Source organism: Microbacterium sp. TPD7012 (genome assembly GCF_003075395.1).
Classification (GTDB): Bacteria; Actinomycetota; Actinomycetes; order Actinomycetales; family Microbacteriaceae; genus Microbacterium.
This window is the reverse complement of the sequence record NZ_QDFV01000009.1, coordinates 100,811-124,659: the sequence shown is the minus strand read 5'-3', so window position 1 is coordinate 124,659 and position 23,849 is coordinate 100,811. Positions and strand designations below refer to the sequence as shown.

Sequence of the window (23,849 nt, the reverse complement as noted above, 5' to 3'; positions counted from 1 at the left end):
AGCCAGAACATGAGGGCGTCGTCGTCGCCCAGCACACCCGGTGACACATCGAGCCAGCTGTTCCCCATCGTCTTCGCGCCCATCACGGCGACGGCGACGCCGGACTGTGTGACGAGCGCTGCTCCGCTCTCCTCGTCCACCCGCACCAGAAGGACGCCGTTCTTCCGCGCTCCCACGAGGATGCGACCGTCGAGCAGGAAGGCCCGGGTGCCGAACATCCGCTTCTCCTCGACGTCGCCGCCGACGTGGAGCAGCGCTCTCACGCGGTCGGCCAGCTCTTCCCCTGCGGCATCCACCGGTCAGCCACCGCTCACGCGTGCCCGGCGCGCTCCATGGCGCGGAGCTCCTTCTTGAGGTCCTGCACCTCGTCACGCAAGCGCCCGGCGAGCTCGAACTTGAGCTCTGCAGCGGCGGCCAGCATCTGGTTCGACAGGTCCTGAATCGTCGCCTCGAGCTGCTGAGCGCCCTCGGCGGCGATGCCCGTGCGTCGGAGGTTCGGTGTCGGCGACTTGCCCTTCCCGGACTGACGTCCGCGGCCGGAGAGCATGTCGGCTGTGTCGGCGCCCTCGCGCGCCAGCACCTCGGTGATGTCGGCGATGCGCTTGCGCAGCGGTGTCGGGTCGATGCCGTGCTCGAGGTTGTAGGCGACCTGCTTCTCGCGACGGCGATCGGTCTCCTCGATCGCCTTCGCCATCGAGTCGGTGACCTTGTCGGCGTACATGTGGACCTCACCGGAGACGTTTCGGGCGGCACGGCCGATCGTCTGGATCAGCGAGGTTCCCGATCGCAGGAAGCCCTCCTTGTCGGCGTCGAGGATCGCGACGAGTGAGACCTCGGGGAGATCGAGCCCTTCTCGCAGCAGGTTGATGCCGACCAGCACGTCGTAGACGCCCGCCCGCAGCTCGCTGAGCAGTTCGACCCGTCGGAGCGTGTCGACGTCGGAGTGCAGGTAGCGCACGCGGACGCCGTGCTCGCCGAGGAAGTCGGTGAGCTCTTCCGACATCTTCTTGGTGAGGGTCGTGACGAGAACACGCTCGTCACGCTCGACCCGCAGGCGGATCTCCTCGAGCAGATCGTCGATTTGGCCCTTCGACGGCTTCACGACGATGTGCGGGTCGACCAGACCCGTCGGACGGATGATCTGCTCCACGATGCCGTCGGCGATGCCCATCTCGTACTTGCCGGGGGTCGCCGACAGATAGACGGTCTGACCGATGCGGTTCTTGAACTCGTCCCACCGCAGCGGTCGGTTGTCCATCGCGCTCGGCAGACGGAACCCGTGGTCCACGAGAGTGCGCTTGCGCGACGCGTCTCCTTCGTACATCGCGCCGATCTGCGGCACGGTCACGTGCGACTCGTCGATGACCAGGAGGAAGTCGTCAGGGAAGAAGTCGAGCAGCGTGTGCGGCGGCTCGCCGGGCATGCGCCCGTCCATGTGCCGCGAGTAGTTCTCGATGCCCGAGCAGAAGCCGAGCTGCTGCAGCATCTCGAGGTCGAACGTCGTGCGCATGCGCAGACGCTGCGCCTCGAGCAGCTTGCCCTGGCGCTCGAACTCGGCCAGCCGCTCTTCGAGCTCGTGCTCGATGGTGCCGATCGAGCGCTGGATGACGTCGGTGCCGGCGACATAGTGCGATGCCGGGAAGATCGGCACCGAGTCGAGCTTCTCGATGACCTCGCCGGTCAGCGGATGCAGCGAGTACAGCCCCTCGATCTCGTCGCCGAACAGCTCGATGCGGATCGCGTGCTCCTCGTAGACCGGGATGATCTCGATCGTGTCGCCGCGCACGCGGAAGTTGCCGCGCGAGAAGTCGACGTCGTTGCGGTTGTACTGCATGGCGATGAACTGGCGGATGAGGGCGTCGCGGTCGTACCGCTCCCCCACCTGCAGAGCGACCATGGCGCGCAGATACTCCTCCGGCGCACCGAGACCGTAGATGCACGAGACGGTCGACACCACGACGACGTCGCGCCGGCTGAGCAGCGAATTCGTCGTGGAGTGCCGCAGCCGCTCGACCTCGGCGTTGATCGACGAGTCCTTCTCGATGAAGGTGTCTGTCTGGGGAACGTAGGCCTCAGGCTGGTAGTAGTCGTAGTACGAGACGAAGTACTCGACCGCATTGTTCGGCATGAGCTCGCGGAACTCGTTCGCGAGCTGTGCCGCGAGGGTCTTGTTGTGCGCGAGCACCAGCGTGGGGCGCTGCACCTGCTCGACCAGCCACGCCGTCGTCGCGGATTTTCCGGTACCGGTGGCGCCCAGCAGCACGACGTCGGTCTCGCCCGCGTTGATGCGTCCAGCGAGCTCGGCGATGGCCTGCGGCTGGTCACCGGCGGGCGCGTACTCGCTGATGACCTCGAAGGGGCGGACGCTGCGCGTGGTTTGCATGTCTCCAGCGTATGCCGCCCCTCCGACATCGAGGCCGTCAGGCGTTGAGGGTGGCCGTCTCCGCAGAGGATTCCTGCGCCCAGGTCGTCGTCCCGCCGTTGAGGAGGCTCATCGTCGCCGTCGATGTGAGCGGTCCTGGCGCGGATCCGACCACGTTGAACGTGAGCGCCCTGCCGAACCCGGAAGGTGTGGAGACGAACGTGAACGAGCTCGCCGTGCTGCCGAGACCCGGCGTGGCGCTCCAGCCGCCGATCGATGAACCGGCGTCGATGGTGACCGGCGAATCGAAGACCACCACGACGACGAGCGATGCATCCGCCGGCGGGTTCACCCAGGGGTCGGCGCGATAGCTGATCTGGGTGCTGAAGGTCGCCCGCAGGCCGTCCTGGGCCGCGACCAGCGTCGTGAAGTCGCCCTGCGCCTCGGCATCCCAGTAGTAGTTCGCCTCGCTGTTGATCGTGCCGCCCGTGCTCGCCGCCGCGAGCGGCACCGCGGTGGCGACCGCGATCACGGGCAGCGACCACGCTGCGCCCTTGACCATCGTGCGACGAGAGATCCCCGGCTTGTCGTCAGTCATGTTCTGCTTTCCGGCGCAGAAGAATCGTCCCCAGCAGACGCTCCCCTGGGCGTCCCCACGCCTCATATCAGAATATCGATGCAACCCTCCGAGCTGGATGGGAGCGCGGCGCCCCGGCCGTAGAGTGGGGCGCGTGATCGAGTTCATCATCGGCTCCAGCCTCGCCGCCGCTGCGGGGCTGAACGCGTGGATGCCGCTGTTCCTGCTCGGGCTCGCGGATCGACTGCTCCCCGCGATGGCCCTCCCCGCGGGCTGGTCGTGGCTGTCCGGCGACGTGGCGCTCTGGGTGATCGGAGCGCTCCTCGTGCTCGAGATCGTGGCCGACAAGATCCCGGCTCTCGATTCGATCAACGACGTCGTGCAGAGCATCATCCGACCGGCGGCCGGCGGCATCGCCTTCGGGGCGGGTGCCGGCGCGCAGACGATCGCCGTCGACGATCCGGCGTCGTTCTTCGCGGACAACACCTGGGTGCCCGTCGCGGCGGGGATCGTGATCGCTCTCGCCGTGCACGTGCTCAAGGCGACGGCGCGCCTCGCCGCGAACGCCACGACCGGAGGTCTCGCCGCTCCCGTGCTGAGCACGGTCGAGGACGGCACGTCTTTCGCCCTCGCAGCCGCCGCGATCATCGTGCCGGTCGTGGCAGGCATCCTGCTCATCGGGCTCGTCGTGACGGCGATCGTGGTGCTGCGCCGCGCGGCGCGACGACGCAGGGAGAGAGGCGCCCGTCAGCGCGAGGGCGGCGTCCAGACGTAGGGCGTCGTCGTCGAGACCTTGATGAGCCCCGATCGCTCGAGGATCGGACGGGAGAACTCGGTCGAATCGGACTGCAGGTAACGCAGGCCACGGCTCAGGGCGGACCGCGCGCGCTCGGCGGTGAGCGCCCGGTAGATGCCGCGACCACGCCACTCCGGCCGGGTGGCCCCGCCCCAGAGCCCGGCGAAGTCCGTCCGCGCGACGGGCTCCAACCGGCCGGCGCTCACCACGGCGCCCTCCGCCACCGCGATCCACAGTTCGACGGCGTCATCCGCGCGCAGACGTGCGACGAGTGCTTCTGCGCGCGAGCGCCACTCCGCGTCGGCGAACACCTCGCCCTGCATCTCGCCGGCGGCGAGCACCTCCGCATCGGTCCGCGCGCGCCGGATGTCCACACCCGCGGGGATCTCGATCGTCTGCGCGAGCAGCCGGGCCTCGCCGATCATGATCGATTCCGGCTCCTCCGGCACGAAGCCGCGGCGGACGAGGCTGTCGTGCAGCCCAGGGGCACGGTCGTGACCACGGGTCTTCCACTCCACCGAGGAGATGCCGCCGAGCCCGCGGAAATGCTCGGCGGCCGCGTCGACGAGAGCGGCGATGCCGTCGGCATCCGCTCCCCCGAGATCTGCGTACGTGATGAAGCCCTGACCGCCCGGCATCGTCGCGAGACGCAGCGGACCGTGCTCCGTCACCTCCACGGCGTTCGCGATCTCCGCGCCGGTGCGCAGCTGACTGTCGTAGGCCTCGAGATACTCCTGCCGCATGTGACGATCCTCTCAGAGCTGGAAGCTCATCCTCGACCGGTCGGCACCCCGCGCAGGGCCGACCAGGCGGCGAGGGCGGCGGCCGCGCACATCGCCACGACGGCCGCCACGAACCAGTTCCAGCTCGCCGCGCCGAAGACGAGGCCGAGCAGCCAGCCGAAGAGACTGGAACCCGCGTAGTACGCGAAGTAGTAGAGGGACGAGGCCTGCGCTCTGCTCGCCGGGTCTGCGGCGACCGGCGTCCACCCCGAGGCGACGGCGTGCGCGCCGAAGAAGCCGGCCGTGAACAGGAGCAGGCCCACGAGCACGACGGCGGCGGCGGGGACGAGCAGCAGACCCGCTCCGGTGGCCATGATGCCGATCGAGCCGAGGAGCACCGGGAAGCGCCCGACGCGGGAGGCGAGGGCGCCCGCCCACGGCGACGACACGGTGCCGGCGAGATAGGCGAGGAAGAGCAGGGTCACCAGCCACGACGGAAGGTCGAACGGCGGTGCGGAGAGGTGGAACCCCAGGTAGTTGTAGACCGCCACGAAGGCGCCCATCAGCAGGAAGCCCTGCGCGTAGAGCGCCCACTGCAGCGCGGAGCGCAGCGGCGCGCGCAGACGTTCCAGGATGCCGGGCCCACGGACCGCCCGCAGACGGCCGGGCACGAAGCCCCTCGCGCGCGGCGTGAGCCAGAGGAACAGCACGGCGGCCGCCGCGCAGAGCACCGCGACGCTCAGGACCCCGGCCTGCCACCCACCGAACTCTCCCACGATCCCGGAGACGATGCGTCCGAGCAGTCCGCCCACCGTGGTGCCGGCGATGTAGCTCCCTGCGGCCGTGGCGGCGTGGCGCCCCTCGACCTCCTCGCTGAGGTAGGCGAGGGCGACGGCCGGGACCGCCCCCAGCGCGACTCCCTCCGCGAACCGCAGGGCGAGGAGCATGACGATGTCACCGCTCAGCGGGGCGACGAGGCCGAACAGGGTAGCGGTGAGCACGCCCGTCGCCATGGCCGGCACCCGACCGATGCGATCAGCGACCGTCGACCACGGGATGACGGCGAGGGCCAGCCCGAGCGTCGCGGCCGACACGCTGAGCGCCGCCGTCGCCGGGCTGACCGCGAGGTCCGCGGAGATCTGCGGCAGAACGGCCTGCGCGGAGTACAGCTGCGCGAAGGTCGCGATCCCGGCGAAGAACAGACCGATGATCAGGCGCCGGTACTCGCGGGAACCTGGCGCGTGGCCGGAGAAGGTCACTGCCCGCGGATCCGCTCCCAGAGGGCGTCGGTCTGCGCGTGCGTCTCCGCGATGTCGCCGGCCGTGTCGATCACGACGTCGGCGATCGCCAGGCGCTTCTCATCGGACACCTGCGCGGCGATCCGCTCCTGCGCGGCCGTCTCGTCCATTCCCCGCAGCTCGACAAGACGACGCAGGCGCACGGATGCCGGGGCGTGCGCGACGACGATCATGTCCCAGGGATCGTCGACCCTGGCCTCGACGAGAAGGGGAACGTCGTACACGACGACGGCCCGGGGATCGGCGGCGAAGGCCTCCTCGAACCGGCGTTGCGACTCCGCCCGCACAGCCGGATGGACGATGGCGTTCAGCTGCGTCAGCAGCTCGGCGTCACCGAACACCTTGCCGCCGAGCGCCGCCCGGTCGAGGGTGCCGTCGGATGCGACGACCTCGGCGCCGAAGGTCTCCGCGATCCGCGCCAGCACGGGCGAACCGGGCGACTGCACGTCGCGCACGATCTGATCGGCGTCGACGATGATCGCTCCGCGCTCCGCCAGGCGTCGCGCGATGGTCGACTTCCCGGACGCGATACCGCCGGTGAGTGCGATGAGGGGCATGCGGCCAGTCTAGAGTTCGGAGGCTTCCGGTCTCACCGCGACAGGAGCTGGCGACGGGAGCTGATCACCCCGGTGTCGAAGCCCGCCAGATGGAGTCCGCCGTGGAATCGCGCATGCTCGATCTTGATGCAGCGATCCATGACGACCGAGAGCCCTGCCTCTTCTGCAAGGGCGGCGGCCTCCTCGTTCCACGAGCCGAGCTGCAGCCAGAGCGCCTTGGCACCGACGTCGATCGCCTCCTGCGCGACACCGGGGAGATCGTCGTGGCGACGGAACACGTCGACGACGTCGGGCACCACGGGGAGGTCGGCGAGGGAGGCGTACACGGGCTGGCCGAGGATCTCCGTCTCGCGCGGGTTCACCAGGTACACGTCGTAGGCGGTGCTCGACAACAGGTACGTCGCGACGAAGAACGACGCGCGCGCCGGGTTGTTCGATGCGCCGACGATCGCCACGGACTTCGCCCGGCGGAGCAGCGCGAACCGCTCCTGCTGATTCGGGCCGACCCATGTCCGTCCCGATATGGCCGGGGCGACGCCGGGAAGCGCGCATGCCGCGGCGTCCGCCACAGCCGGGACGGCGCAGGCGTCCGCCGTCGCTGGATTCGTCGCGCTCATCGGTTCGCTCCCGTCGCCGTGGTCAGGGCCTGATCGAGGTCCCAGATGATGTCGTCGGCGTCTTCGAGACCGACGGAGATACGGATCAGATCCGATCGCACGCCCGCGGCTACGAGCTGCTCGTCGGTGAGCTGACGGTGGGTCGTGGATGCGGGATGGATCACCAGGGTCCGCGCATCGCCGATGTTCGCGAGGTGCGAGGCGAGCTGCAGGTTCTCGATCAGCGTCTCTCCCGCCGCACGCCCGTCGTCGGCCGCGACGCCGAACGCGAAGACCGAGCCCGGCCCGAGCGGGAGGTACTTGGCGGCGCGCTCGCGGTGCGGGTGCCCGTCGAGCCCCGCCCACGTGACGTAGGCGACCCGCGGATCGGACGCGAGCCAGTCGGCCACGATCCGTGCGTTCGCGAGGTGCGCGTCGATCCGCTGCGGCAGGGTCTCGATGCCCTGCAGCAGGTTGAAGGCGGACTGCGGGCTGAGCGCCGGACCGATGTCGCGCAGCTGCTCGGAGCGCAGCTTGGTCAGGAAGCCGTACTCGCCGAAGTTGTCCCACCACTTGATGCCGCCGTAGGACTCGACGGGCTCGGTCATCTGCGGGAACCTGCCGTTGCCCCAGTCGAACGTGCCCTTCTCGATCACGACGCCTCCGAGCGTCGTGCCGTGGCCGCCGAGGAACTTCGTGACCGAATGGATGACGATGTCGGCACCGTGCTCGAGCGGGCGGGCGAGGTAGGGCGTCGCCAGCGTCGCATCGACGACGAGAGGCACCCCGGCCTCGTGCGCGACGGCGGCCAGCCCCTCGATGTCGGCGATCTCGCCCGAGGGGTTGCCGATCATCTCCACGTACACGACCTTGGTCTCCGGGCGGATCGCGGCGGCGTAGTCGGCGGGGTCGGTCGAAGCGACGAACGTGGTCTCGACGCCGAAACGGCGGAGCGTCACGTCGAGCTGCGTCACCGTGCCGCCGTAGAGCTGCGCAGCCGCGACCACGTGGTCTCCGGCTCCGACGAGGGCTGCGAACGTGATGAACTCGGCGCTCATCCCGGATGCCGTGGCCACGGCGCCGATACCGCCCTCGAGAGAGGCCAGGCGCTCCTCGAGCGCGGCGACCGTCGGGTTGCCGATGCGGGAGTAGATGTTGCCGTACTTCTGCAGGGCGAACAGGTTCCCGGCATCCGCGGCGTCGTCGAAGACGAACGAGGTCGTCTGGTAGATCGGCACGGCGCGGGCGCCGGTCGACGCGTCGGGGGTGCCGCCCGCGTGCAGGGCCCTGGTTCGGAATCCGAAGCGGTGTTCTTCCGTCATGCTGTCCTCCGTTCGGAGTGGTCAGTGAGACCGTGGTGTGAGTTCGGCGGCAGCGAGCACGTCGGCGATGTCGTCGACGGCCCAGGGGTTCTGCAGCGAGGTGGTGTCGCCGAGCGGGTGCGGTTCGCGTCCGGCACGGCGATCCTGCTCGGCCTCCCACAACTGTGCCAGCAGTCGGCGCATGATCTTGCCCGATCGCGTCTTGGGGAGGTCGGGAACGATCACGACGTGCTTCGGCTTGGCGACGGGGCCGATGGCGAGTGCGACCTGGGCACGGAGATCCGCGGGCGTCACCTCGGCTCGACCCGACGGCGTCACGAAGGCGACGACGGCCTGACCGGTGACCGGATCGGCCACGCCGGCGGACCCTGCCTCGCCGACGGTGTCGTGAGCGACGAGGGCGGATTCGATCTCGATGGTCGAGAGCCGGTGTCCGGAGACGTTGACCACGTCGTCGAGGCGCCCGAGGATCCAGATGTACCCGTCGACGTCGCGGGTGGCTCCGTCGCCTGCGACGTAGTAGCCGCCGGACTCGCCATGTCCGGCGTATGCCGACCAGTAGGCGTCGCGGTACCGCTGCGGGTTTCCCCAGACGGTGCGCGCCATGCCCGGCCAGGGTCGCCGCACGACCAGCGTGCCCGATCGCCCGGGGGCGACCTCCCGCCCCTGTTCGTCGACGACGGCGACATCGATGCCGGGCAGCGGGACGGTGGCCGACCCGGGCTTGAGGCTCGTGACGCCGGGCAGCGGCGCGATCATCGCCGCCCCTGTCTCGGACTGCCACCACGTGTCGACGATCGGCAGCTCGTCGCGACCGAAGTTCCGGCGGAACCACACCCACGCCTCGGGGTTGATGGCCTCGCCGACGGTGCCGAGCAGGCGGAGCGTGGAGAGATCGTGTCCGTTCGGCAGATCGGCGCCGAACCAGGTCATGAACGTGCGGATCAGCGTCGGCGCGGTGTAGTACACCGTGACGCCGTAGCGCTCGATGATCTCGAGGTGGCGCTCACGGTGCGGGGCGTCGGGCGTTCCCTCGTAGATGACCTGGGTGAGCCCGTTCGAGAGCGGACCGTAGATCTCGTACGTGTGGGCGGTCACCCAGGCGAGGTCGGCCGTGCACCAGTGCACGTCGTCGGGCTTCGCGTCGAAGTGCGCCCAGTGCGCCCAGCTCGCGTGCGTCAGGTACCCGCCGGAGGTGTGGACGAGTCCCTTGGGCTTCCCGGTCGTGCCGGAGGTGTAGATGATGAAGAGCGGATGCTCCGCGTCGAACGGCTGCGCCTCGTGCACGGTGGCGGCCGTGTCGACGACATCGTGCCACCAGACGTCGCGGCCCTCGGTCCACGGCACGTCCTGGCCGGTGCGGCGCAGCACGAGGACGTGCTCGAGCTCCGGCAGGTCGGCGGCGGCGATGTCGGCGGTGGACTTGACCTCGGTGGCCGTGCCCCTGCGGAACTGTCCGTCGCTCGTGACGAGCAGCTTCGCGCCCGTGTCCTCCAGGCGGAACCGCACAGCCTCGGCCGAGAATCCGCCGAACACGAGCGAGTGCACGGCGCCGATCCGGGCGCAGGCGAGCGTGATCACCACGGTCTCGACGAGCACGGGAAGGTAGATCACCACGCGATCACCGGGACGGATGCCGAGAGCGACGAGCGCATTCGCCGCCTGGGACACCCGACGCTGCAGATCCGCGTAGGTGACCGACACACGATCCCCTGGCTCGCCCTCGAAGTGCAGGGCGACCTTGTCACCGCGGCCGGCGGCCACGTGCCGGTCGACGCAGTTGTACGCCACGTTGAGCGTGCCGCCGAGAAACCATCGCGCCGCGGGGATCGCGCCGTCGGTGGGCGGCTCCCACTCGTGCGCCGTGTGCCAGGGCTCGAACCAGTCGAGGCGGCGCGCGGCATCCTCCCAGAAGGCGGTCGGATCGGATGCCGCGCGCTCGTACGCCTCGGCGCCGATGTTCGCCTGATCGGCGAAGCCGGCAGGCGGCGCGAAGACGCGCGACTCCTGGAGTCGGGCCTCGGTCACAGTCACGTCCATCTTCTGAGCAGGTACTTCTCCAGCAGCGCGAGGATGCCGTTGGTGATGGTGCCGAGCAGAGCCAGCAGCACGATGGAGAGCAGGATGCGGTCGACGCGGCCGGTGCTCTGGGAGTCGGTCAGCAGGAAGCCCAGACCCATCGACGACGCGATGAGCTCCGCCGCGACGAGGAACAGCCACGCCTGGGCGAGAGCGAGACGCAGCCCGGAGACGACCGAGGGCACCACGGCGGGCAGCTGCACGGTGCGGAACAACGACCAGCCGTGCAGGCTGAACGAGCGTCCTGCTTCGACGAGGTGCGGGTCGACGTGGCGCAGCGCCGACGCGACCGTCGTGTACACCGGGAAGAACGCGCCGATCGCAATGAGCGTGACCTTCGACTCCTCACCGATCTGCATCCACAGGATCAGCAGCGGCACCCAGGCGAGAGAGGGCACGGCACGCACGGCGGCGAGCGTCGGGCTGAGGAGCACGTCACCGACCCGGGACAGCCCCACCAGGCCCGCGACGGCGAGGCCGATCACGGATCCGATCGCGAAACCGAGCACGACGCGCTGCACCGAGATCGCGATGTGGGTCCAGAGCTGACCGGTCTCCGCGAGCTCGACCCCGGCGAGGAAGACGGATGCCGGTGCGGGAAGGCGGTACGGCTCGATGAGGCCTGCTGACGTGACGGCCTGCCAGGCGATCAGGATGACGGCGGGCAGGACGAGCCCCGCGAGAATCCGCACGACCGGTCGATCCCATGCGCGACGCGCACCGGCATCCGGGCGCCGCCGCACCCCCTTCGCGAAATCGAGAGCCTCTCTCGAATCCGCCGGGACGTTGACCTGCTGGTCGGGAACGGTCACTCGCCGCCGACCGCCTTCTCGGCGAAGGTCGCGTTCACAATGGACGAGAGCGCCTTGTCGACGGAGTCCTTGCCGCCCTGGACGTCGCCGGACTCGACGAGCACCGGGGCGATCTTCTCGAGCACCGCGATCTGGTCGTCACCGGGGATGCCGCTCACGTCGAGGTTCGAGCGCTCCTCGATGACGGTCGTCGCGACGGCGATGTCGATGCCGGCGACCTCGGCGAGCAGCGCCGCGGTCTCCTCCGGGTTCTCGAGAGCCCACTCGCGTGCCTTCTCGTAGGCGTCGACGACGGCCTGCGCCAGGTCGGGGTGGTTCGTGATGAAGTCCTCGGTGGCGTTGAGGAAGCCGTAGGTGTTGAAGTCGACGTTGCGGTAGATGAGCTTGTCGCCCGACTCCGACTCGGCTGCGGCCATGATCGGGTCGAGTCCCGCCCACGCGGCGACGGATCCGCCGTCGAGCGCGGCGCGGCCGTCGGCGTGCTGCAGGTTCTGCACCTCGACGTCGGAGAGGGAGAGACCGCCCTCCTCGAGCGCCTGGAGCAGGAAGAAGTACGGGTCGGTGCCCTTCGTCGCGGCGACCGACTTGCCCTTGAGGTCTTCGACGGAGGTGATGTCGCTGTCGGGTCCGACGACGATGGCCGACCACTCGGGCTGCGAGAAGATGTCGATCACCTGGATCGGCGAGCCGTTGGCCCGGGCGAGCAGCGCGGCTGAGCCGGCGGTGGAACCGACATCGACTGAGCCGGAGCGCAGCAGCTCGTTCGCCTTGTTGGAGCCGGCGGACTGGATCCACTCGACCGCGACGTCGTCGCCGAGGATCTCCTCGAGGATGCCCTGGTCCTTGATGACGAGGCTGAGCGGGTTGTAGGTGGCGAAGTCGATGGACAGCGTGTCCGCCGACCACTCGCCTGCTTCCGCGGTGCTCTCGCTCTCGGGAGCATCGGCCGTGGCGTTCTCACCGGCGACGCAGCCGGTCGCGACGAGCATCATCGTTCCGGCGATCGCGATCGCAGGGATGATTCGGCGGGTGATGGTGCTCATCGGTTCTCCTCGGTGATGCGGTGATGGGTGTCGACGCCGAGTCCTTCGAGGAGCTCGGCGCGCAGGTCGGCGAGGCCGCGATCCGCGCGGTCTCGGGGGCGGATCCCGGGCACGGCGACCGTTCGGGCGATCGACGGCTCGGCATCGCCGGTGTCTCCGGTCAGCGTGCGCAGCAGGAGCACGCGATCGGCGAGGTAGAGGGCCTCTTCGACGTCATGCGTGACGAGGAGGATGGTGGTGGGCTCCGCCGCGTGGATCTTCAGCAGGAGGTCGTGCATGCGCAGACGGGTGAGCGCGTCGAGAGCACCGAACGGCTCGTCGAGGAGGAGCACACCGGGGTTGCGCGCCAGGGCCCTGGCGAGGGAGGCGCGCTGCGCCATGCCGCCGGAGACCTCGCGCGGACGCTGATCGGCCGCGTGCTCGAGCCCGACGAGGTGCAGCAACTCACGCACACGCTCGCGCCCTGGGCGGCGAGCGGTGCCGCGGGGAAGACCGAGTTCGACGTTCTGCGCGAGCGTGCGCCACGGCAGCAGGCGCGGCTCCTGGAAGGCGATCGCGGTGCGCTCGTCGACGTCCGCGACGCCGGTGCCGTCGAGGCGGATGCTCCCGCGCGTGGGGGTGTCCAGTCCGCCGACCAGACGGAGGAGCGTCGACTTGCCGCATCCGGACGGGCCGACGACGGCGACGATCTCACCCGGGGCGACATCGAGGTCGACCCCGCGGAGGACCTCGCGCCGTCCCTGCGGAAGCGGGAACGCGCGCTCGATGCCATCGAGCCGCACGGCCTGTGCCAGCCCCGCCGATCGCGGGGCGTCGGCAGCGCGCGACGCAGGCAGGAGGGCAGTCATGATCCCCATGCTGGCGGAGCCCGGCGATTGTTACGAATGCCGTCGTAATGTTCCGTCACGCAGGGAATCCCGGGCCCCGGGCATGCGAAACGGGCCGCCACGCCCTCCCGAAGGAGAGGTGACGGCCCGTCTCAGAGCGTGATGCTTACGCGTTGCCGCCCGACAGCTTCTCGCGGAGAGCCGCGAGTGCCTCGTCGTCGGCGAGGGTGCCTGCGCCGGTCGCCTCGCTGGAGAAGACCTGGCCGCCGAAGTCGGCGCCGGCCTCTGCCTCGGCCTCGGCCGCCTTGGTGACCTGAGCCTTGTGAGCCTCCCAGCGAGCCTGAGCCGCTGCGTACTCCTGCTCCCATGCCTCGCGCTGCGTGTCGAAGCCTTCCTTCCACGCACCGGTCTCGGCGTCGAAGCCCTCCGGGTACTTGTACTCGCCGTTCTCGTCGTACTCGGCGAGCATGCCGTACAGGGCCGGGTCGAACTCGGTGCCGTTGGGGTCGACCGACTCGTTGGCCTGCTTCAGCGACAGCGAGATGCGGCGACGCTCGAGGTCGATGTCGATGACCTTGACGAAGACCTCTTCGCCGACCGACACGACCTGCTCGGCCAGCTCGACGTGCTTGCTGGAGAGCTCGGAGATGTGGACGAGGCCCTCGATGCCGTCTGCGACGCGCACGAACGCACCGAACGGAACGAGCTTGGTGACCTTACCCGGCGTGACCTGACCGATCGCGTGGGTGCGGGCGAAGACCTGCCACGGGTCCTCCTGCGTCGCCTTCAGCGACAGGGAGACGCGCTCGCGGTCGAGGTCGACCTCGAGGATCTCGACGGTGACCTCCTGGCCCACCTCGACGACCTCGGAGGCGTGCTCGATGTGCTTCCAGGACAGCTCGGAGACGTGCACGAGGCCGTCCACGCCACCCAGGTCGACGAACGCACCGAAGTTGACGATCGACGAGACGACACCCTTGCGGACCTGACCCTTGTGCAGGTTGTTCAGGAACGTGGTGCGCGACTCCGACTGCGTCTGCTCGAGCAGCGCACGGCGGCTGAGGACGACGTTGTTGCGGTTCTTGTCGAGCTCGAGGATCTTGGCCTCGATCTCCTGGCCGAGGTACGGCGTGAGGTCGCGGACGCGGCGCAGCTCGATGAGCGAAGCCGGCAGGAAGCCGCGGAGGCCGATGTCGACGATGAGCCCACCCTTGACGACCTCGATGACCGTACCGGTGACGACGCCGTCGTTCTCCTTGATCTTCTCGACGTCTCCCCAGGCACGCTCGTACTGAGCGCGCTTCTTGGAGAGGATCAGGCGGCCTTCCTTGTCCTCCTTCTGGAGAACGAGTGCCTCGACCTCGTCGCCGACCTTGACGACCTCGTTGGGGTCGACGTCGTGCTTGATGGAGAGCTCGCGCGAGGGGATGACGCCCTCGGTCTTGTATCCGACGTCGAGCAGAACCTCATCGCGGTCGATCTTGACGATCGTGCCTTCGATGATGTCGCCGTCGTTGAAGAACTTCAGGGTCTTCTCGACCGCGGCCAGGAAGTCCTCAGCAGATCCGATGTCGTTGATGGCGACCTGCTTGGTGGCCGGGGCGGTCGTTGCGGTAGTCATGTAGTGGGTTGTCCTTGTTGGATGGAGTCTCAGGCTGAGACGCAAAGGCCGCGCACGGCCGACTGCATGCTTCCCAGCGGTTGGATTTTGGTGTGCATGACACGAGGGCATGCGTAGGCACGCCACGAGTGACATCTCAGGTTATCAGAAGTCCGGATGCCGGTGGGATTCGGTTTCGCCCCCGTGGCCTGTGGAAAACTCGAGCGGCGTTCTGCCCCCTCGGGCTACCGTGTGCGGGTGAATCACCACCGCCATGTTCTCACCCCGGTCATCGCGCTCGCACTGCTGTCGACGCTGGTCGTGGGTTGCTCCCCCTCGCCTACGCCCACGCCGACCCCGACAGCTGCGTTCGCGACGGAGGAGGAGGCCTTCGCCGCGGCGGAGGAAACCTACCGGGCCTATGTGGACGCAACCAACTCCACGGATCTAGCCGTGCCCGCGACTTTTGAGCCGGTATTCGAGTGGCTCCAAGACGACGCAGCCGCCGCGGCTCGAGAGAACTACAGCGAGTTTCACGCGAAAGGGCTCACTCGCACTGGTCGATCGACCTTCGATACGTTCACCCCGGAGTCGTTCGCGGGTAGGACGGTCGTAGCTCGGCTATGTCTAGATGTCTCCGAAGTCGAGATCTTTGATTCGTCGGGTGAGTCGGTGGTGCCTGATGATCGCCCACCTCGTCAACCACTCGAAGCCGAGTTCACCGCTGCTGCCACTGAGACCGGGCTCGCTATCGTCTCCATGATCCCGGCCGAAGGATTCGAGTGTTAGTCGCAAAGCTGCTCGCTGCGCTTGTGATCCTGTCCTCGACAGGCGCCGGTGCTGCTGAAACCCCGGAGAACCCACCACCCCAGACCGGCATAGAGGGCGCGTGGGTGTCGAACAACACGGATTCGCTCACCGCAGTCGGCAGTCGAACGCGAGAACAGGACGGCGGCGACTCCCCGATCTACGACGACGCCGAGGGAGGCCCCTGGTACCCGCCCAAGGAGTTCAGCCTCGACTCGTGCATCACCGATTGGGACAGCTACAACCGCTGCTTCCGCGCGCGGGAAGATGCAGAAGAGGTCACTGAGGAGCCCGCGATCCCTGCGGTCACGCTCACGGATCTCGCACAGTTCGCACCGGAACCCGTCGTGACGGTGGGCGAGCCCGACAACCTCGGCGTCGCCGGAATGCCGACGAACTTCGTGGCCGCGGCATCCGTCCACACGCGGACCGGCGCGCTCTTCGGGCTCCCGCTGACCGTGCGCTTCACGCCGGTCGGCTTCGACTTCCGGTATGGAGACGGCGACGCCGCCTCCTCAGCCACCGGCGGTCAGACCTGGACGGCGCTGGGTCAGGCGTCGTTCACCCCGACGGCGACCAGTCACACCTACCGCGAGCGTGGCACCTACGAGGCCGGTGTCACGGTCCGCTACACGGCCGAGGTCGATCTGGGTGTCGGATGGTTCCCCGTCGCGGGCCAGCTCACCATAGACGGCCCGACGCAGCAGATCCGCATCTTCGAGGCGCACACCGCCCTCGTCGCCCGCACCTGCGCCGAGCAACCCGCAGCACCCGGGTGCTGAACGTCGACGGTCGTCGTTACTCTGAGTCCATGCCCCGCGCCGACCGCCTCATGCTGCTCGACACCGCCAGCCTTTACTTCCGCGCCTTCTACGGCGTCCCCGACAAGGTGAAGGCACCCGACGGCTCCCCCATCAACGCGGCCCGCGGTCTGCTCGACATCGTCGCGAAGCTCGTCACCCTGTACGAGCCCACGCACGTGATCGCCTGCTGGGACGACGACTGGCGTCCACAGTGGCGCGTCGACCTGATCCCGAGCTACAAGGCGCACCGCGTCGTCGAGGTCGTGCCGGCCGGCCCCGACGTCGAAGAGGTCCCCGATCCGCTCGAGGCGCAGATCCCGCTCATCCGCGAGACGCTCGGAGCCATCGGCATCCCGATCATCGGTGTCGCAGAACACGAAGCCGATGACGTCATCGGAACACTCGCCTCGAACTCCGCCATCCCGGTCGACATCGTCACCGGTGACCGCGACCTCTTCCAGTTGGTCGACGACGCGCGCGACGTGCGGGTCATCTATACGGCCAAGGGCATGAGCAATCTCGAGATCGTCACCGACGCGACCGTCGTCGCGAAGTACGGCGTGCTGCCCTCGCAGTACGCGGACTTCGCCACGATGCGCGGCGATGCCTCCGACGGACTGCCCGGCGTCGCCGGCGTCGGCGACAAGACCGCCGCCACCCTGCTGCAGACTCATGCCGACCTCGAAGGCATCCGAGCCGCCGCCGAAGCCGGCGAAGGGATGAGCGCCGGCGTGCGGGCGAAGATCCTCGCCTCGACCGCCTACCTCGACGTCGCGCCGACCGTCGTCGCCGTCGCCAGATCTCTGCCCATCAACGATCCGAGCATCCCGCTGCACGCGCTGGATCCCGCCGAGGCCGACGCTGCGACAGTCCTCGCCGACAAGTGGAACCTCGGCGGGTCGATGACTCGCGCCGTGGCAGCCGTCTCGAACGCGGCCCTCGCAGCCGGCTGATCACCGGCTCGCGTCACTCGGCCCAGGACAGCAGTCTCTCGAGGCCCCACGTCGTGACGATGCGCGACGCGGGGACCCCGGCGCGCTCGGCCCTCTCGGCACCGTGATCGAGAAGCGACAGCTGCCCCGGCGCATGGGCATCGGAGTCGATCGAGAACAGGCATCCGGCTTCCAGCGCGATCGCGATCAACTCGTCCGGCGGATCCTGCCGCTCGGGCCGGGAGTTGATCTCCACCGCGACGCCGTTCTCCGCGCAGGCGGCGAACACCGCGGCGGCGTCGAACTCCGACTGCGGACGCGTCCCCCGGTCGCCCTGCACCAGGCGTCCCGTGCAGTGCCCGAGCACGTTGACCCTCGGGTGCGACACCGCCGCGATCATCCGCGCTGTCATCGGCCGCCGATCCATGCGCAGTTTGGAATGCACCGAGGCCACGACGATGTCGAGCTCAGCGAGAAGCGAGTCCTCCTGGTCCAGCCCACCGTCGTCGAGGATGTCGACCTCGATCCCGGCGAGCAGCGTGAAGCCGTCTCCGGACTCCGCTCTCACCAACGGCATCTGCTCACGAAGTCGCTCGGCAGACAGCCCACGCGCCACGCGCAACCGCGGCGAATGATCGGTGATCGCCTGATACTCGTGCCCCTGCGCCCGCGCGGCCGCCGCCATCACCGGGATCGAGGTCGTGCCGTCGGACCAGTCGGTGTGGGCGTGCAGATCTCCTCGCAGCTTCGCGCGCAGCTCGGAGACGATCTCCGGCTCGACATCGCCGCGCAGCTCCACGAGATAGTCCGGCACCTGGCCCGACTGCGCCTGTCGGATGACCGCGAAGGTGGATTCGCCGATACCGCGAGCTGCTCGGAGCCGGGTCGGATCCGCCTGGACGTCGTCCGGCAGGTCCTGCAGGGTCTGCGCCGCCTGGCGGAACGCCTTGGCCCGATACCGCGACGCCCGCTCGCGCTCCAGCAGAGAGGCGATCTCGAGCAGTGCGTCGACGGGATCCATGTCAGCCCTCGGCAGCAGCCAGTTCGCGGCTCACGCCGATCCACTGATCGAGCTTCGCCAGGGCGCGGCCATCGTCCACGGCCGCGGTCGCCCGCTCGTACCCTTCGCGGAGCCGCTCGAGGATCGGGCGCTGCACCTGCGTCGCGTCCTGCGAGAGCTCGAACGCCACGATGCCGGCCGCCGCATTGAGCAGGACGATGTCCCGCACCGCCCCGGTCTCGCCCGCGAGCGTGCGGCGGAGCACCTCGGCGTTGTGCTGCGGCGACCCGCCGATCAGATCTGCGAGATCGGCCAGCGGGATGCCGAGATCACGGGGATCGAGGTCATGCTCGTGGATATCTCCGCGCGTGACCTCCCAGATCCGGCTGTGCCCGGTGGTGGTGAGCTCGTCGAGCCCGTCGTCGCCCCGGAACACGAGCGCGGTCGCGCCACGGGTACGGAAGACGCCGGTGATCAGGGGGACGCGTTCGATCTGCGCGACGCCGACCGCGTTCGCCTCGGCGCGCGCGGGGTTGCAGAGCGGGCCGAGCATGTTGAACACGGTCGGCACGCCGAGTTCGGCGCGCACCGGACCCGCGTGCTTGAAGCCGGGGTGGAACGCTCCCGCCCACGCGAACGTGATGCCGGTGCGGTCGAGGATGGATGCCACGGCCGCGGGGTCGAGCGAGAGCTCCAGCCCGAGCGCCCCGAGGACGTCGGAGGAACCGGATGCCGAGCTCGCGGCCCGGTTGCCGTGCTTGACGACGGGGACTCCCGTGGCGCCGATGACGATCGCTGCCGTCGTCGACACGTTCACGGTGCCGACGCGGTCGCCGCCCGTGCCGACGATGTCGAGCACGTTCGGTGAGACGGGGAGCGGAACCGCGGCCTCGAGGATCGCATCGCGGAAGCCGACGATCTCATCGATCGTCTCGCCCTTCGCGCGCAGCGCGATGAGGAACCCGGCGAGCTGAGCCTCCGTCACGCTCCCCTGCATGATCTGCCGCATCGCCCACGTGGACTCCCAGACCGTGAGGTCGCGGCGCTCCAGCAGAGAGGTGAGCACATCGGACCAGGTCAGGGAATCAGCCATGTGTGCGATCCTATCGGCGCCGAGAAAACGTGCAGACGGTTCCGGGCGCGCACCCATCGCGTGGGCATCCGCCGTTTCCCGCGTATTCACCGGGTATTCGCAGTGTTTTCTTAGGGTCCCCTAAGTCCCTGAAGGGCAAAACGAGGCCCTCCGGTGCGAGAATCACCCCCGAGGATCGGCCATAATGGAAGGGTGACGACCTCAGCGACGTATGCCCCGGCGGCGAGAACGATCAAGCGGCCCAACCCGGTAGCTGTCGGCACCATTGTGTGGCTCGGCAGCGAGGTGATGTTCTTCGCGGGACTCTTCGCGATCTACTTCACTCTCCGCAGCACCTCCCCCGAGCTCTGGGCCGAGCGCAGCGACCTGCTGAACGTCCCCTTCGCCGCAGTGAACACCGCGATCCTCGTGCTCTCCTCGTTCACCTGCCAGATGGGTGTGTTCGCGGCCGAGGACCTGCAGCCCTACAGGCTCGACAAGGGACAGAAGAACGGCGCCGGTCGTCGTCGACTGTTCGGCTGGGGCATGGTCGAGTGGTTCTTCCTCACCTTCGCTCTCGGCGCGATCTTCGTCTCGGGCCAGGTGTGGGAGTACGCGCAGCTCGTCGCTGAAGGCATGCCGATCAATGCCGACTCGTACGCTTCCGCGTTCTACCTGACGACCGGCTTCCACGCCCTGCACGTCACCGGCGGACTCGTCGCGTTCCTGCTCGTGATCGGCCGTGCGTACGCCGTCAAGAACTTCCGGCACAAGGAGGCGACCTCCTCGATCGTGGTGTCCTACTACTGGCACTTCGTCGACGTCGTCTGGATCGTGCTGTTCCTCGTTATCTACTTCCTGAAATAAGAGCGGAGCTGATCCCCGAGATGGCACGAGAGAAGAAGCGCCGTTCTGGCGGTCGTCGCAGCCCTTTGGCGGCGGCCGCGCTCATCGGAGCAGGCCTCATGATCACCGGCGCCGTGTACGCCGGCGCGTCAGCCGCGTTCGCGGCGACCGATACGCCGACAGCGGCGACGCAGCTGACCGTCGAGGACGGCGAGAAGCTGTTCACGGCGAACTGCGCCACCTGCCACGGACTCGACCTCCAGGGCACCGCGAACGGACCGAGCCTCTACGGCGTCGGCGAGCTCGCGGCAGAGTTCCAGCTCTCCACCGGCCGCATGCCGCTGCAGATGCAGGGACCGCAGGCGCCGCAGAAGGAGCCGCAGTTCACCGAGGACCAGATCCTCGCGATGGCGTCGTACATCCAGTCGGTCGCTCCCGGCCCCACCTACCCCAGCGAGCACACGCTCGACGGCAAGGGCGACGTCGCCAACGGCGCCGAGCTCTTCCGCGTGAACTGCGCGATGTGCCACAACGTCTCGGCTGCCGGCGGTGCCCTCACCGAGGGCAAGTACGCTCCGGCGCTGACCGAGACCAGCGCGCTGCACATGTACGCCGCGATGGTCACCGGACCGCAGAACATGCCGGTCTTCGGCGACATGAACCTGTCCGACGAGGACAAGCGCGACATCATCTCGGCGCTGCTCTTCCAGCAGCAGGCCGTGCCGGTGGGCGGCTTCTCGCTCGGCAACCTCGGACCGGTCTCCGAGGGTCTCTTCGTGTGGATCTTCGGTATCGGCGCGCTCGTCGCCGTCACCGTGTGGATCACGGCGAAGTCCAACTGACGCTTATTCATCGAAGAGGAACGTACGAGGAGCACCATGGCACACGACGACGACTCGCAGGCTCTTGACAGGGCCTACCAGCCCTCTCCGGGGCTGGGTGTCGCAGTCAGCGATCCCGTGCAGAACCCGGGACTGCCGCCGCACCGCGAGCGGATGACCGACAAGGACCCGCGCGCCGAGAAGAACGCGGCCCGCACGGTCTACACCCTGTTCTACCTCTCGCTCGCCGGCAGCATCTGGGCGGTCGCCGCCTACATGCTGTTCCCGATCGAGAGCGGCGCGCTCATCGACATCCGGCAGAACAACCTCTTCATCGGACTCGGCATCGCTCTCGCGCTGCTGGCCCTCGGCATCGGTGCGATCCACTGGTCCAAGGCGCTCATGTCCGACAAGGAGCACATCGAGTACCGCCACCCCACGCGGGGCAAGGACTCGACGCGCGAAGCGGCCATCAAGGCGTTCTCCGACGCGAACGAGGAGTCCGGTTTCGGGCGCCGCTCCATGATCCGCAACTCGCTGTTCGCCGCGGTCGTCGCCTCCATCATCCCCGGCGTCACGCTCTTCCGCGGACTGGCTCCGCACTCCACGCCGGACGACCCCACCGCGGGCGACCCGGTGGCCCTGCTCAAGCACACGATGTGGGAAGAGGGCTCGCGCCTCGTCCGTGACCCCGACGGCACGCCGATCCGGGCCGCCGACGTGACCCTCGGCTCCGCGTTCCACGTGATCCCCGAGGAGCTCGCAGAGCTCAGCCACCATGACGGCTACCTCGAGGAGAAGGCCAAGGCTATCGTCCTGATGATGCGCCTCCGCCCCGAGCAGCTCATCGAGGCCGAGGACCGCAAGGACTGGTCCTACGACGGCATCGTCGCCTATTCCAAGGTCTGCACGCACGTCGGATGCCCTGTGGCACTGTACGAGCAGCAGACGCACCACCTGCTGTGCCCGTGCCACCAGTCGCAGTTCGACGTCACGGACCACGCAAAGGTCATCTTCGGCCCGGCGGCCCGCCCGCTGCCGCAGCTGCCCATCACCGTCGATGACGAGGGCTACCTGGTCGCACGCAGCGACTTCACGGAACCCGTCGGCCCGAGCTTCTGGGAGCGCCATTGAGCACCGCAACGCTGTCCAAGGACGACAAGGACACGAAGGCGCCCCTCGGCGGCCGCTTCGTGGGAGCCGCGTCGAACTACATCGATGAGCGCACCAGCCTCTCGGGCTTCGTCAAGGAGCTCGGTCGCAAGATCTTCCCCGACCACTGGTCGTTCATGCTCGGCGAGATCGCGCTGTGGAGCTTCGTGGTCGTGTTCCTCTCCGGAACCTTCCTGACGTTCTTCTTCCAGGCCTCGATGGTCGAGACCCACTACACCGGCGCATACGCCCCGATGCGTGGCATCGAGATGTCTGCGGCCCTCGAGTCGTCGCTGCACATCTCGTTCGACCTGCGCGGTGGCCTCCTGGTCCGCCAGATCCACCACTGGGCTGCGCTCGTGTTCATCGCCGGCATCGGCGTGCACATGCTCCGCATCTTCTTCACGGGTGCGTTCCGCAAGCCGCGCGAGCTCAACTGGGTCATCGGCTTCGTGCTGTTCATCCTGGCGCTGGCCGAGGGCTTCACGGGCTACTCGCTCCCCGACGACCTGCTGTCGGGCAACGGCCTCCGCATCATCGACGGCATGGTCAAGGGCATCCCGCTGATCGGCACCTGGACGTCGTTCATCGTGTTCGGCGGCGAGTTCCCCGGCACCGACATCGTCGGCCGCCTGTACACGCTGCACATCCTGCTGCTGCCGCTGCTCGTGATCGGGCTGATCGTGGTGCACCTGATGCTCATGATCGTGAACAAGCACACGCAGTTCGCCGGCCCCGGTCGCACGAACGAGAACGTCGTCGGCTACCCGATGATGCCGGTCTACATGTCGAAGATGGGCGGATACCTGTTCATCGTGTTCGGCACGATCGTGCTGATCGCGACGTTCTTCCAGATCAACCCGATCTGGGCGTACGGTCCCTACGACCCGTCCCCCGTCTCGGCTGGAACGCAGCCGGACTGGTACATCGGTTTCGCCGACGGCGCCCTCCGACTCGCACCGTCGAACCTCGACCTCGTGCTCTTCGATCGGACCTGGTCGTTCGGCATCCTGCTCCCGGTCGCGGTCCTGGGTCTGTTCATCGTCGTCGTGGCGATCTACCCGTTCCTCGAGGCGTGGCTGACGGGCGACAAGCGCGAGCACCACATCGCTCAGCGTCCCCGCAACGCGGCGACCCGCACCGCCATCGGCGTCGCCGGCGTCATCTTCTACGCCGTGCTGTGGGCTGCAGCCTCCTCCGACCTCATCGCGACGCACTTCATGCTCACGATGGAAGGGGTCATCCACACCCTCCAGGCGCTGCTCTTCGTCGGCCCCGTCCTCGGCTACTTCGTCACCAAGCGCATCTGCATCGCGCTGCAGAAGAAGGACCGCGAGATCGTGCTGCACGGTTACGAGTCCGGACGCATCGTCCGCCTCCCCGGTGGCGAGTTCATCGAGGTGCACCAGCCGGTCGACGAGTACGACCGCTGGAAGCTCATCGACGTCGACGGCTATGAGCCGCTGGTCGTCCGTCCGAACGCCAAGGGCCGCATCCCCTGGACCGAGAACCTCCGTTCGTCGATCTCGCGGTGGTTCTTCGAAGACCGTCTCGCCCCGCTCACGCAGGCAGAGGTCGACGAGGCGGACTCGCACCAGCACCACGTCACGGCTCACAACGAGGAGACCGAGGCAGCCGAGATCCAGGGCGCTCATGAGCGTGCGGGAGCACCGGATGCACCGCTCGTCGCCAGCGAGACGCACGTCGAGGAGACGGCGAACACGCCCAGCACCGTGATCGCGACGGAGCCGGTGAAGAAGCCGCGCAAGAAGAAGTCGGAGGAGGGCGAGTAGTCGCCACTCCCCCATCGATGAAGGCCTCGTCC

Annotated in this window: 23 protein-coding genes; 8 read left to right on the top strand and 15 right to left on the bottom strand. The window is 68.4% G+C overall.

What is annotated here, in order from left to right:
• The 3 genes from DC434_RS18930 to DC434_RS18920 all read right to left on the bottom strand — a co-directional run.
• Window positions 1–296, bottom strand: a 296-nt coding sequence (locus tag DC434_RS18930; RefSeq protein WP_243409013.1) for a TfoX/Sxy family protein, incomplete at its 3' end; no start/stop codon positions are given.
• Window positions 297–310: 14 nt separating this feature from the next.
• Window positions 311–2,383, bottom strand: coding sequence for an excinuclease ABC subunit UvrB (gene uvrB / locus DC434_RS18925; RefSeq protein ID WP_116636864.1), 2,073 nt, complete (start codon window positions 2,381–2,383; stop codon window positions 311–313).
• 37 nt (window positions 2,384–2,420) lie between these two features.
• Entirely contained in the window at window positions 2,421–2,960 is a 540-nt protein-coding gene (locus tag DC434_RS18920) for a hypothetical protein (RefSeq protein WP_116636863.1), read from the bottom strand.
• A gap of 133 nt (window positions 2,961–3,093) precedes the next feature.
• On the opposite strand from DC434_RS18920, the gene DC434_RS18915 reads away from it, so the two are divergent.
• On the top strand, window positions 3,094–3,714 hold the full coding sequence (locus tag DC434_RS18915) for a DUF4126 domain-containing protein (protein ID WP_116636874.1): 621 nt from the start codon (window positions 3,094–3,096) through the stop codon (window positions 3,712–3,714).
• On the opposite strand, the gene DC434_RS18910 is transcribed toward DC434_RS18915, so the two are convergent.
• The 10 genes from DC434_RS18910 to rpsA all read right to left on the bottom strand — a co-directional run bounded on the left by DC434_RS18910 (window position 3,687) and on the right by rpsA (window position 14,612).
• Complete coding sequence (locus tag DC434_RS18910) at window positions 3,687–4,478, bottom strand: GNAT family N-acetyltransferase (protein WP_116636862.1); 792 nt, start codon at window positions 4,476–4,478, stop codon at window positions 3,687–3,689. The two genes, DC434_RS18915 and DC434_RS18910, sit on opposite strands and share 28 nt — an antisense overlap.
• Window positions 4,479–4,504: 26 nt before the next feature.
• Window positions 4,505–5,716 carry an MFS transporter gene (locus DC434_RS18905; RefSeq protein ID WP_116636861.1) on the bottom strand — a complete coding sequence of 404 codons (1,212 nt, stop codon included), beginning with the start codon at window positions 5,714–5,716 and terminating at the stop codon, window positions 4,505–4,507.
• Complete coding sequence (coaE, locus tag DC434_RS18900) at window positions 5,713–6,312, bottom strand: dephospho-CoA kinase (protein ID WP_116636860.1); 600 nt, start codon at window positions 6,310–6,312, stop codon at window positions 5,713–5,715. The genes DC434_RS18905 and coaE overlap by 4 nt, the downstream gene beginning before the upstream one ends.
• Window positions 6,313–6,344: 32 nt before the next feature.
• Window positions 6,345–6,929, bottom strand: coding sequence for a CoA-binding protein (locus DC434_RS18895; protein WP_116636859.1), 585 nt, complete (start codon window positions 6,927–6,929; stop codon window positions 6,345–6,347).
• A complete protein-coding gene (locus tag DC434_RS18890) occupies window positions 6,926–8,230 on the bottom strand; it encodes an O-acetylhomoserine aminocarboxypropyltransferase/cysteine synthase family protein (protein ID WP_116636858.1) in 1,305 nt (434 codons plus the stop codon). Before DC434_RS18890 ends, DC434_RS18895 begins: the two co-directional genes overlap by 4 nt.
• A gap of 21 nt (window positions 8,231–8,251) precedes the next feature.
• The gene (acs, locus tag DC434_RS18885) at window positions 8,252–10,270 is read right to left on the bottom strand and encodes an acetate--CoA ligase (RefSeq protein ID WP_116636857.1); all 2,019 of its coding nucleotides are present in this window, start codon (window positions 10,268–10,270) and stop codon (window positions 8,252–8,254) included.
• A complete protein-coding gene (locus tag DC434_RS18880; protein WP_243409016.1) occupies window positions 10,261–11,052 on the bottom strand; it encodes an ABC transporter permease in 792 nt (263 codons plus the stop codon). Before DC434_RS18880 ends, acs begins: the two co-directional genes overlap by 10 nt.
• A gap of 65 nt (window positions 11,053–11,117) precedes the next feature.
• Window positions 11,118–12,164 carry an aliphatic sulfonate ABC transporter substrate-binding protein gene (locus DC434_RS18875; RefSeq protein WP_116636855.1) on the bottom strand — a complete coding sequence of 349 codons (1,047 nt, stop codon included), beginning with the start codon at window positions 12,162–12,164 and terminating at the stop codon, window positions 11,118–11,120.
• Window positions 12,161–13,012: an ABC transporter ATP-binding protein gene (locus tag DC434_RS18870; RefSeq protein WP_116636873.1), complete on the bottom strand. Its 852-nt coding sequence runs from the start codon at window positions 13,010–13,012 to the stop codon at window positions 12,161–12,163. Before DC434_RS18870 ends, DC434_RS18875 begins: the two co-directional genes overlap by 4 nt.
• Window positions 13,013–13,157: 145 nt before the next feature.
• Window positions 13,158–14,612, bottom strand: a complete 1,455-nt coding sequence (rpsA, locus tag DC434_RS18865; protein WP_116636854.1) for a 30S ribosomal protein S1 — start codon at window positions 14,610–14,612, stop codon at window positions 13,158–13,160.
• A gap of 237 nt (window positions 14,613–14,849) precedes the next feature.
• Between rpsA and DC434_RS18860 the strand changes: the two genes are divergently transcribed.
• The 3 genes from DC434_RS18860 to DC434_RS18850 all read left to right on the top strand — a co-directional run bounded on the left by DC434_RS18860 (window position 14,850) and on the right by DC434_RS18850 (window position 17,154).
• Window positions 14,850–15,380 (top strand): hypothetical protein, encoded by a 531-nt coding sequence (locus DC434_RS18860; RefSeq protein WP_133192839.1) that lies wholly within the window; start codon window positions 14,850–14,852, stop codon window positions 15,378–15,380.
• A gap of 104 nt (window positions 15,381–15,484) precedes the next feature.
• Window positions 15,485–16,180: a hypothetical protein gene (locus tag DC434_RS18855; protein WP_116636852.1), complete on the top strand. Its 696-nt coding sequence runs from the start codon at window positions 15,485–15,487 to the stop codon at window positions 16,178–16,180.
• A 29-nt stretch (window positions 16,181–16,209) separates the two neighbouring features.
• Complete coding sequence (locus tag DC434_RS18850) at window positions 16,210–17,154, top strand: 5'-3' exonuclease (RefSeq protein WP_116636851.1); 945 nt, start codon at window positions 16,210–16,212, stop codon at window positions 17,152–17,154.
• 13 nt (window positions 17,155–17,167) lie between these two features.
• Here DC434_RS18850 and DC434_RS18845 read toward each other — a convergent pair whose 3' ends face one another.
• Complete coding sequence (locus tag DC434_RS18845) at window positions 17,168–18,154, bottom strand: PHP domain-containing protein (RefSeq protein ID WP_116636850.1); 987 nt, start codon at window positions 18,152–18,154, stop codon at window positions 17,168–17,170.
• Window position 18,155: 1 nt separating this feature from the next.
• A complete protein-coding gene (gene trpD, locus DC434_RS18840) occupies window positions 18,156–19,226 on the bottom strand; it encodes an anthranilate phosphoribosyltransferase (RefSeq protein ID WP_116636849.1) in 1,071 nt (356 codons plus the stop codon).
• Window positions 19,227–19,514: 288 nt separating this feature from the next.
• Between trpD and DC434_RS18835 the strand changes: the two genes are divergently transcribed.
• Genes DC434_RS18835 through DC434_RS18820 form a run of 4 tightly spaced genes read left to right on the top strand, consistent with a single transcriptional unit; the run spans window position 19,515 to window position 23,817 of the window.
• Entirely contained in the window at window positions 19,515–20,072 is a 558-nt protein-coding gene (locus DC434_RS18835; RefSeq protein WP_243409015.1) for a heme-copper oxidase subunit III, read from the top strand.
• 20 nt (window positions 20,073–20,092) lie between these two features.
• A complete protein-coding gene (locus tag DC434_RS18830; protein WP_116636847.1) occupies window positions 20,093–20,893 on the top strand; it encodes a c-type cytochrome in 801 nt (266 codons plus the stop codon).
• Between the two features lie 36 nt (window positions 20,894–20,929).
• Window positions 20,930–22,006 (top strand): Rieske (2Fe-2S) protein, encoded by a 1,077-nt coding sequence (locus tag DC434_RS18825; RefSeq protein ID WP_116636846.1) that lies wholly within the window; start codon window positions 20,930–20,932, stop codon window positions 22,004–22,006.
• Window positions 22,003–23,817 (top strand): cytochrome bc complex cytochrome b subunit, encoded by a 1,815-nt coding sequence (locus tag DC434_RS18820; RefSeq protein WP_116636845.1) that lies wholly within the window; start codon window positions 22,003–22,005, stop codon window positions 23,815–23,817. Before DC434_RS18825 ends, DC434_RS18820 begins: the two co-directional genes overlap by 4 nt.
• The last annotated feature ends 32 nt before the right edge of the window (window positions 23,818–23,849 follow it).

Coding starts and splice junctions, on each gene's coding strand:
- uvrB (WP_116636864.1), bottom strand. CDS start 2,383: ATGCAAACCACGCGCAGCGTCCGCCCCTTCGAGGTCATCAGCGAGTAC.
- DC434_RS18920 (WP_116636863.1), bottom strand. CDS start 2,960: ATGACTGACGACAAGCCGGGGATCTCTCGTCGCACGATGGTCAAGGGC.
- DC434_RS18910 (WP_116636862.1), bottom strand. CDS start 4,478: ATGCGGCAGGAGTATCTCGAGGCCTACGACAGTCAGCTGCGCACCGGC.
- coaE (WP_116636860.1), bottom strand. CDS start 6,312: ATGCCCCTCATCGCACTCACCGGCGGTATCGCGTCCGGGAAGTCGACC.
- DC434_RS18895 (WP_116636859.1), bottom strand. CDS start 6,929: ATGAGCGCGACGAATCCAGCGACGGCGGACGCCTGCGCCGTCCCGGCT.
- DC434_RS18890 (WP_116636858.1), bottom strand. CDS start 8,230: ATGACGGAAGAACACCGCTTCGGATTCCGAACCAGGGCCCTGCACGCG.
- acs (WP_116636857.1), bottom strand. CDS start 10,270: ATGGACGTGACTGTGACCGAGGCCCGACTCCAGGAGTCGCGCGTCTTC.
- DC434_RS18875 (WP_116636855.1), bottom strand. CDS start 12,164: ATGAGCACCATCACCCGCCGAATCATCCCTGCGATCGCGATCGCCGGA.
- DC434_RS18870 (WP_116636873.1), bottom strand. CDS start 13,012: ATGACTGCCCTCCTGCCTGCGTCGCGCGCTGCCGACGCCCCGCGATCG.
- rpsA (WP_116636854.1), bottom strand. CDS start 14,612: ATGACTACCGCAACGACCGCCCCGGCCACCAAGCAGGTCGCCATCAAC.
- DC434_RS18850 (WP_116636851.1), top strand. CDS start 16,210: ATGCCCCGCGCCGACCGCCTCATGCTGCTCGACACCGCCAGCCTTTAC.
- DC434_RS18845 (WP_116636850.1), bottom strand. CDS start 18,154: ATGGATCCCGTCGACGCACTGCTCGAGATCGCCTCTCTGCTGGAGCGC.
- trpD (WP_116636849.1), bottom strand. CDS start 19,226: ATGGCTGATTCCCTGACCTGGTCCGATGTGCTCACCTCTCTGCTGGAG.
- DC434_RS18835 (WP_243409015.1), top strand. CDS start 19,515: ATGTTCTTCGCGGGACTCTTCGCGATCTACTTCACTCTCCGCAGCACC.
- DC434_RS18830 (WP_116636847.1), top strand. CDS start 20,093: ATGGCACGAGAGAAGAAGCGCCGTTCTGGCGGTCGTCGCAGCCCTTTG.
- DC434_RS18825 (WP_116636846.1), top strand. CDS start 20,930: ATGGCACACGACGACGACTCGCAGGCTCTTGACAGGGCCTACCAGCCC.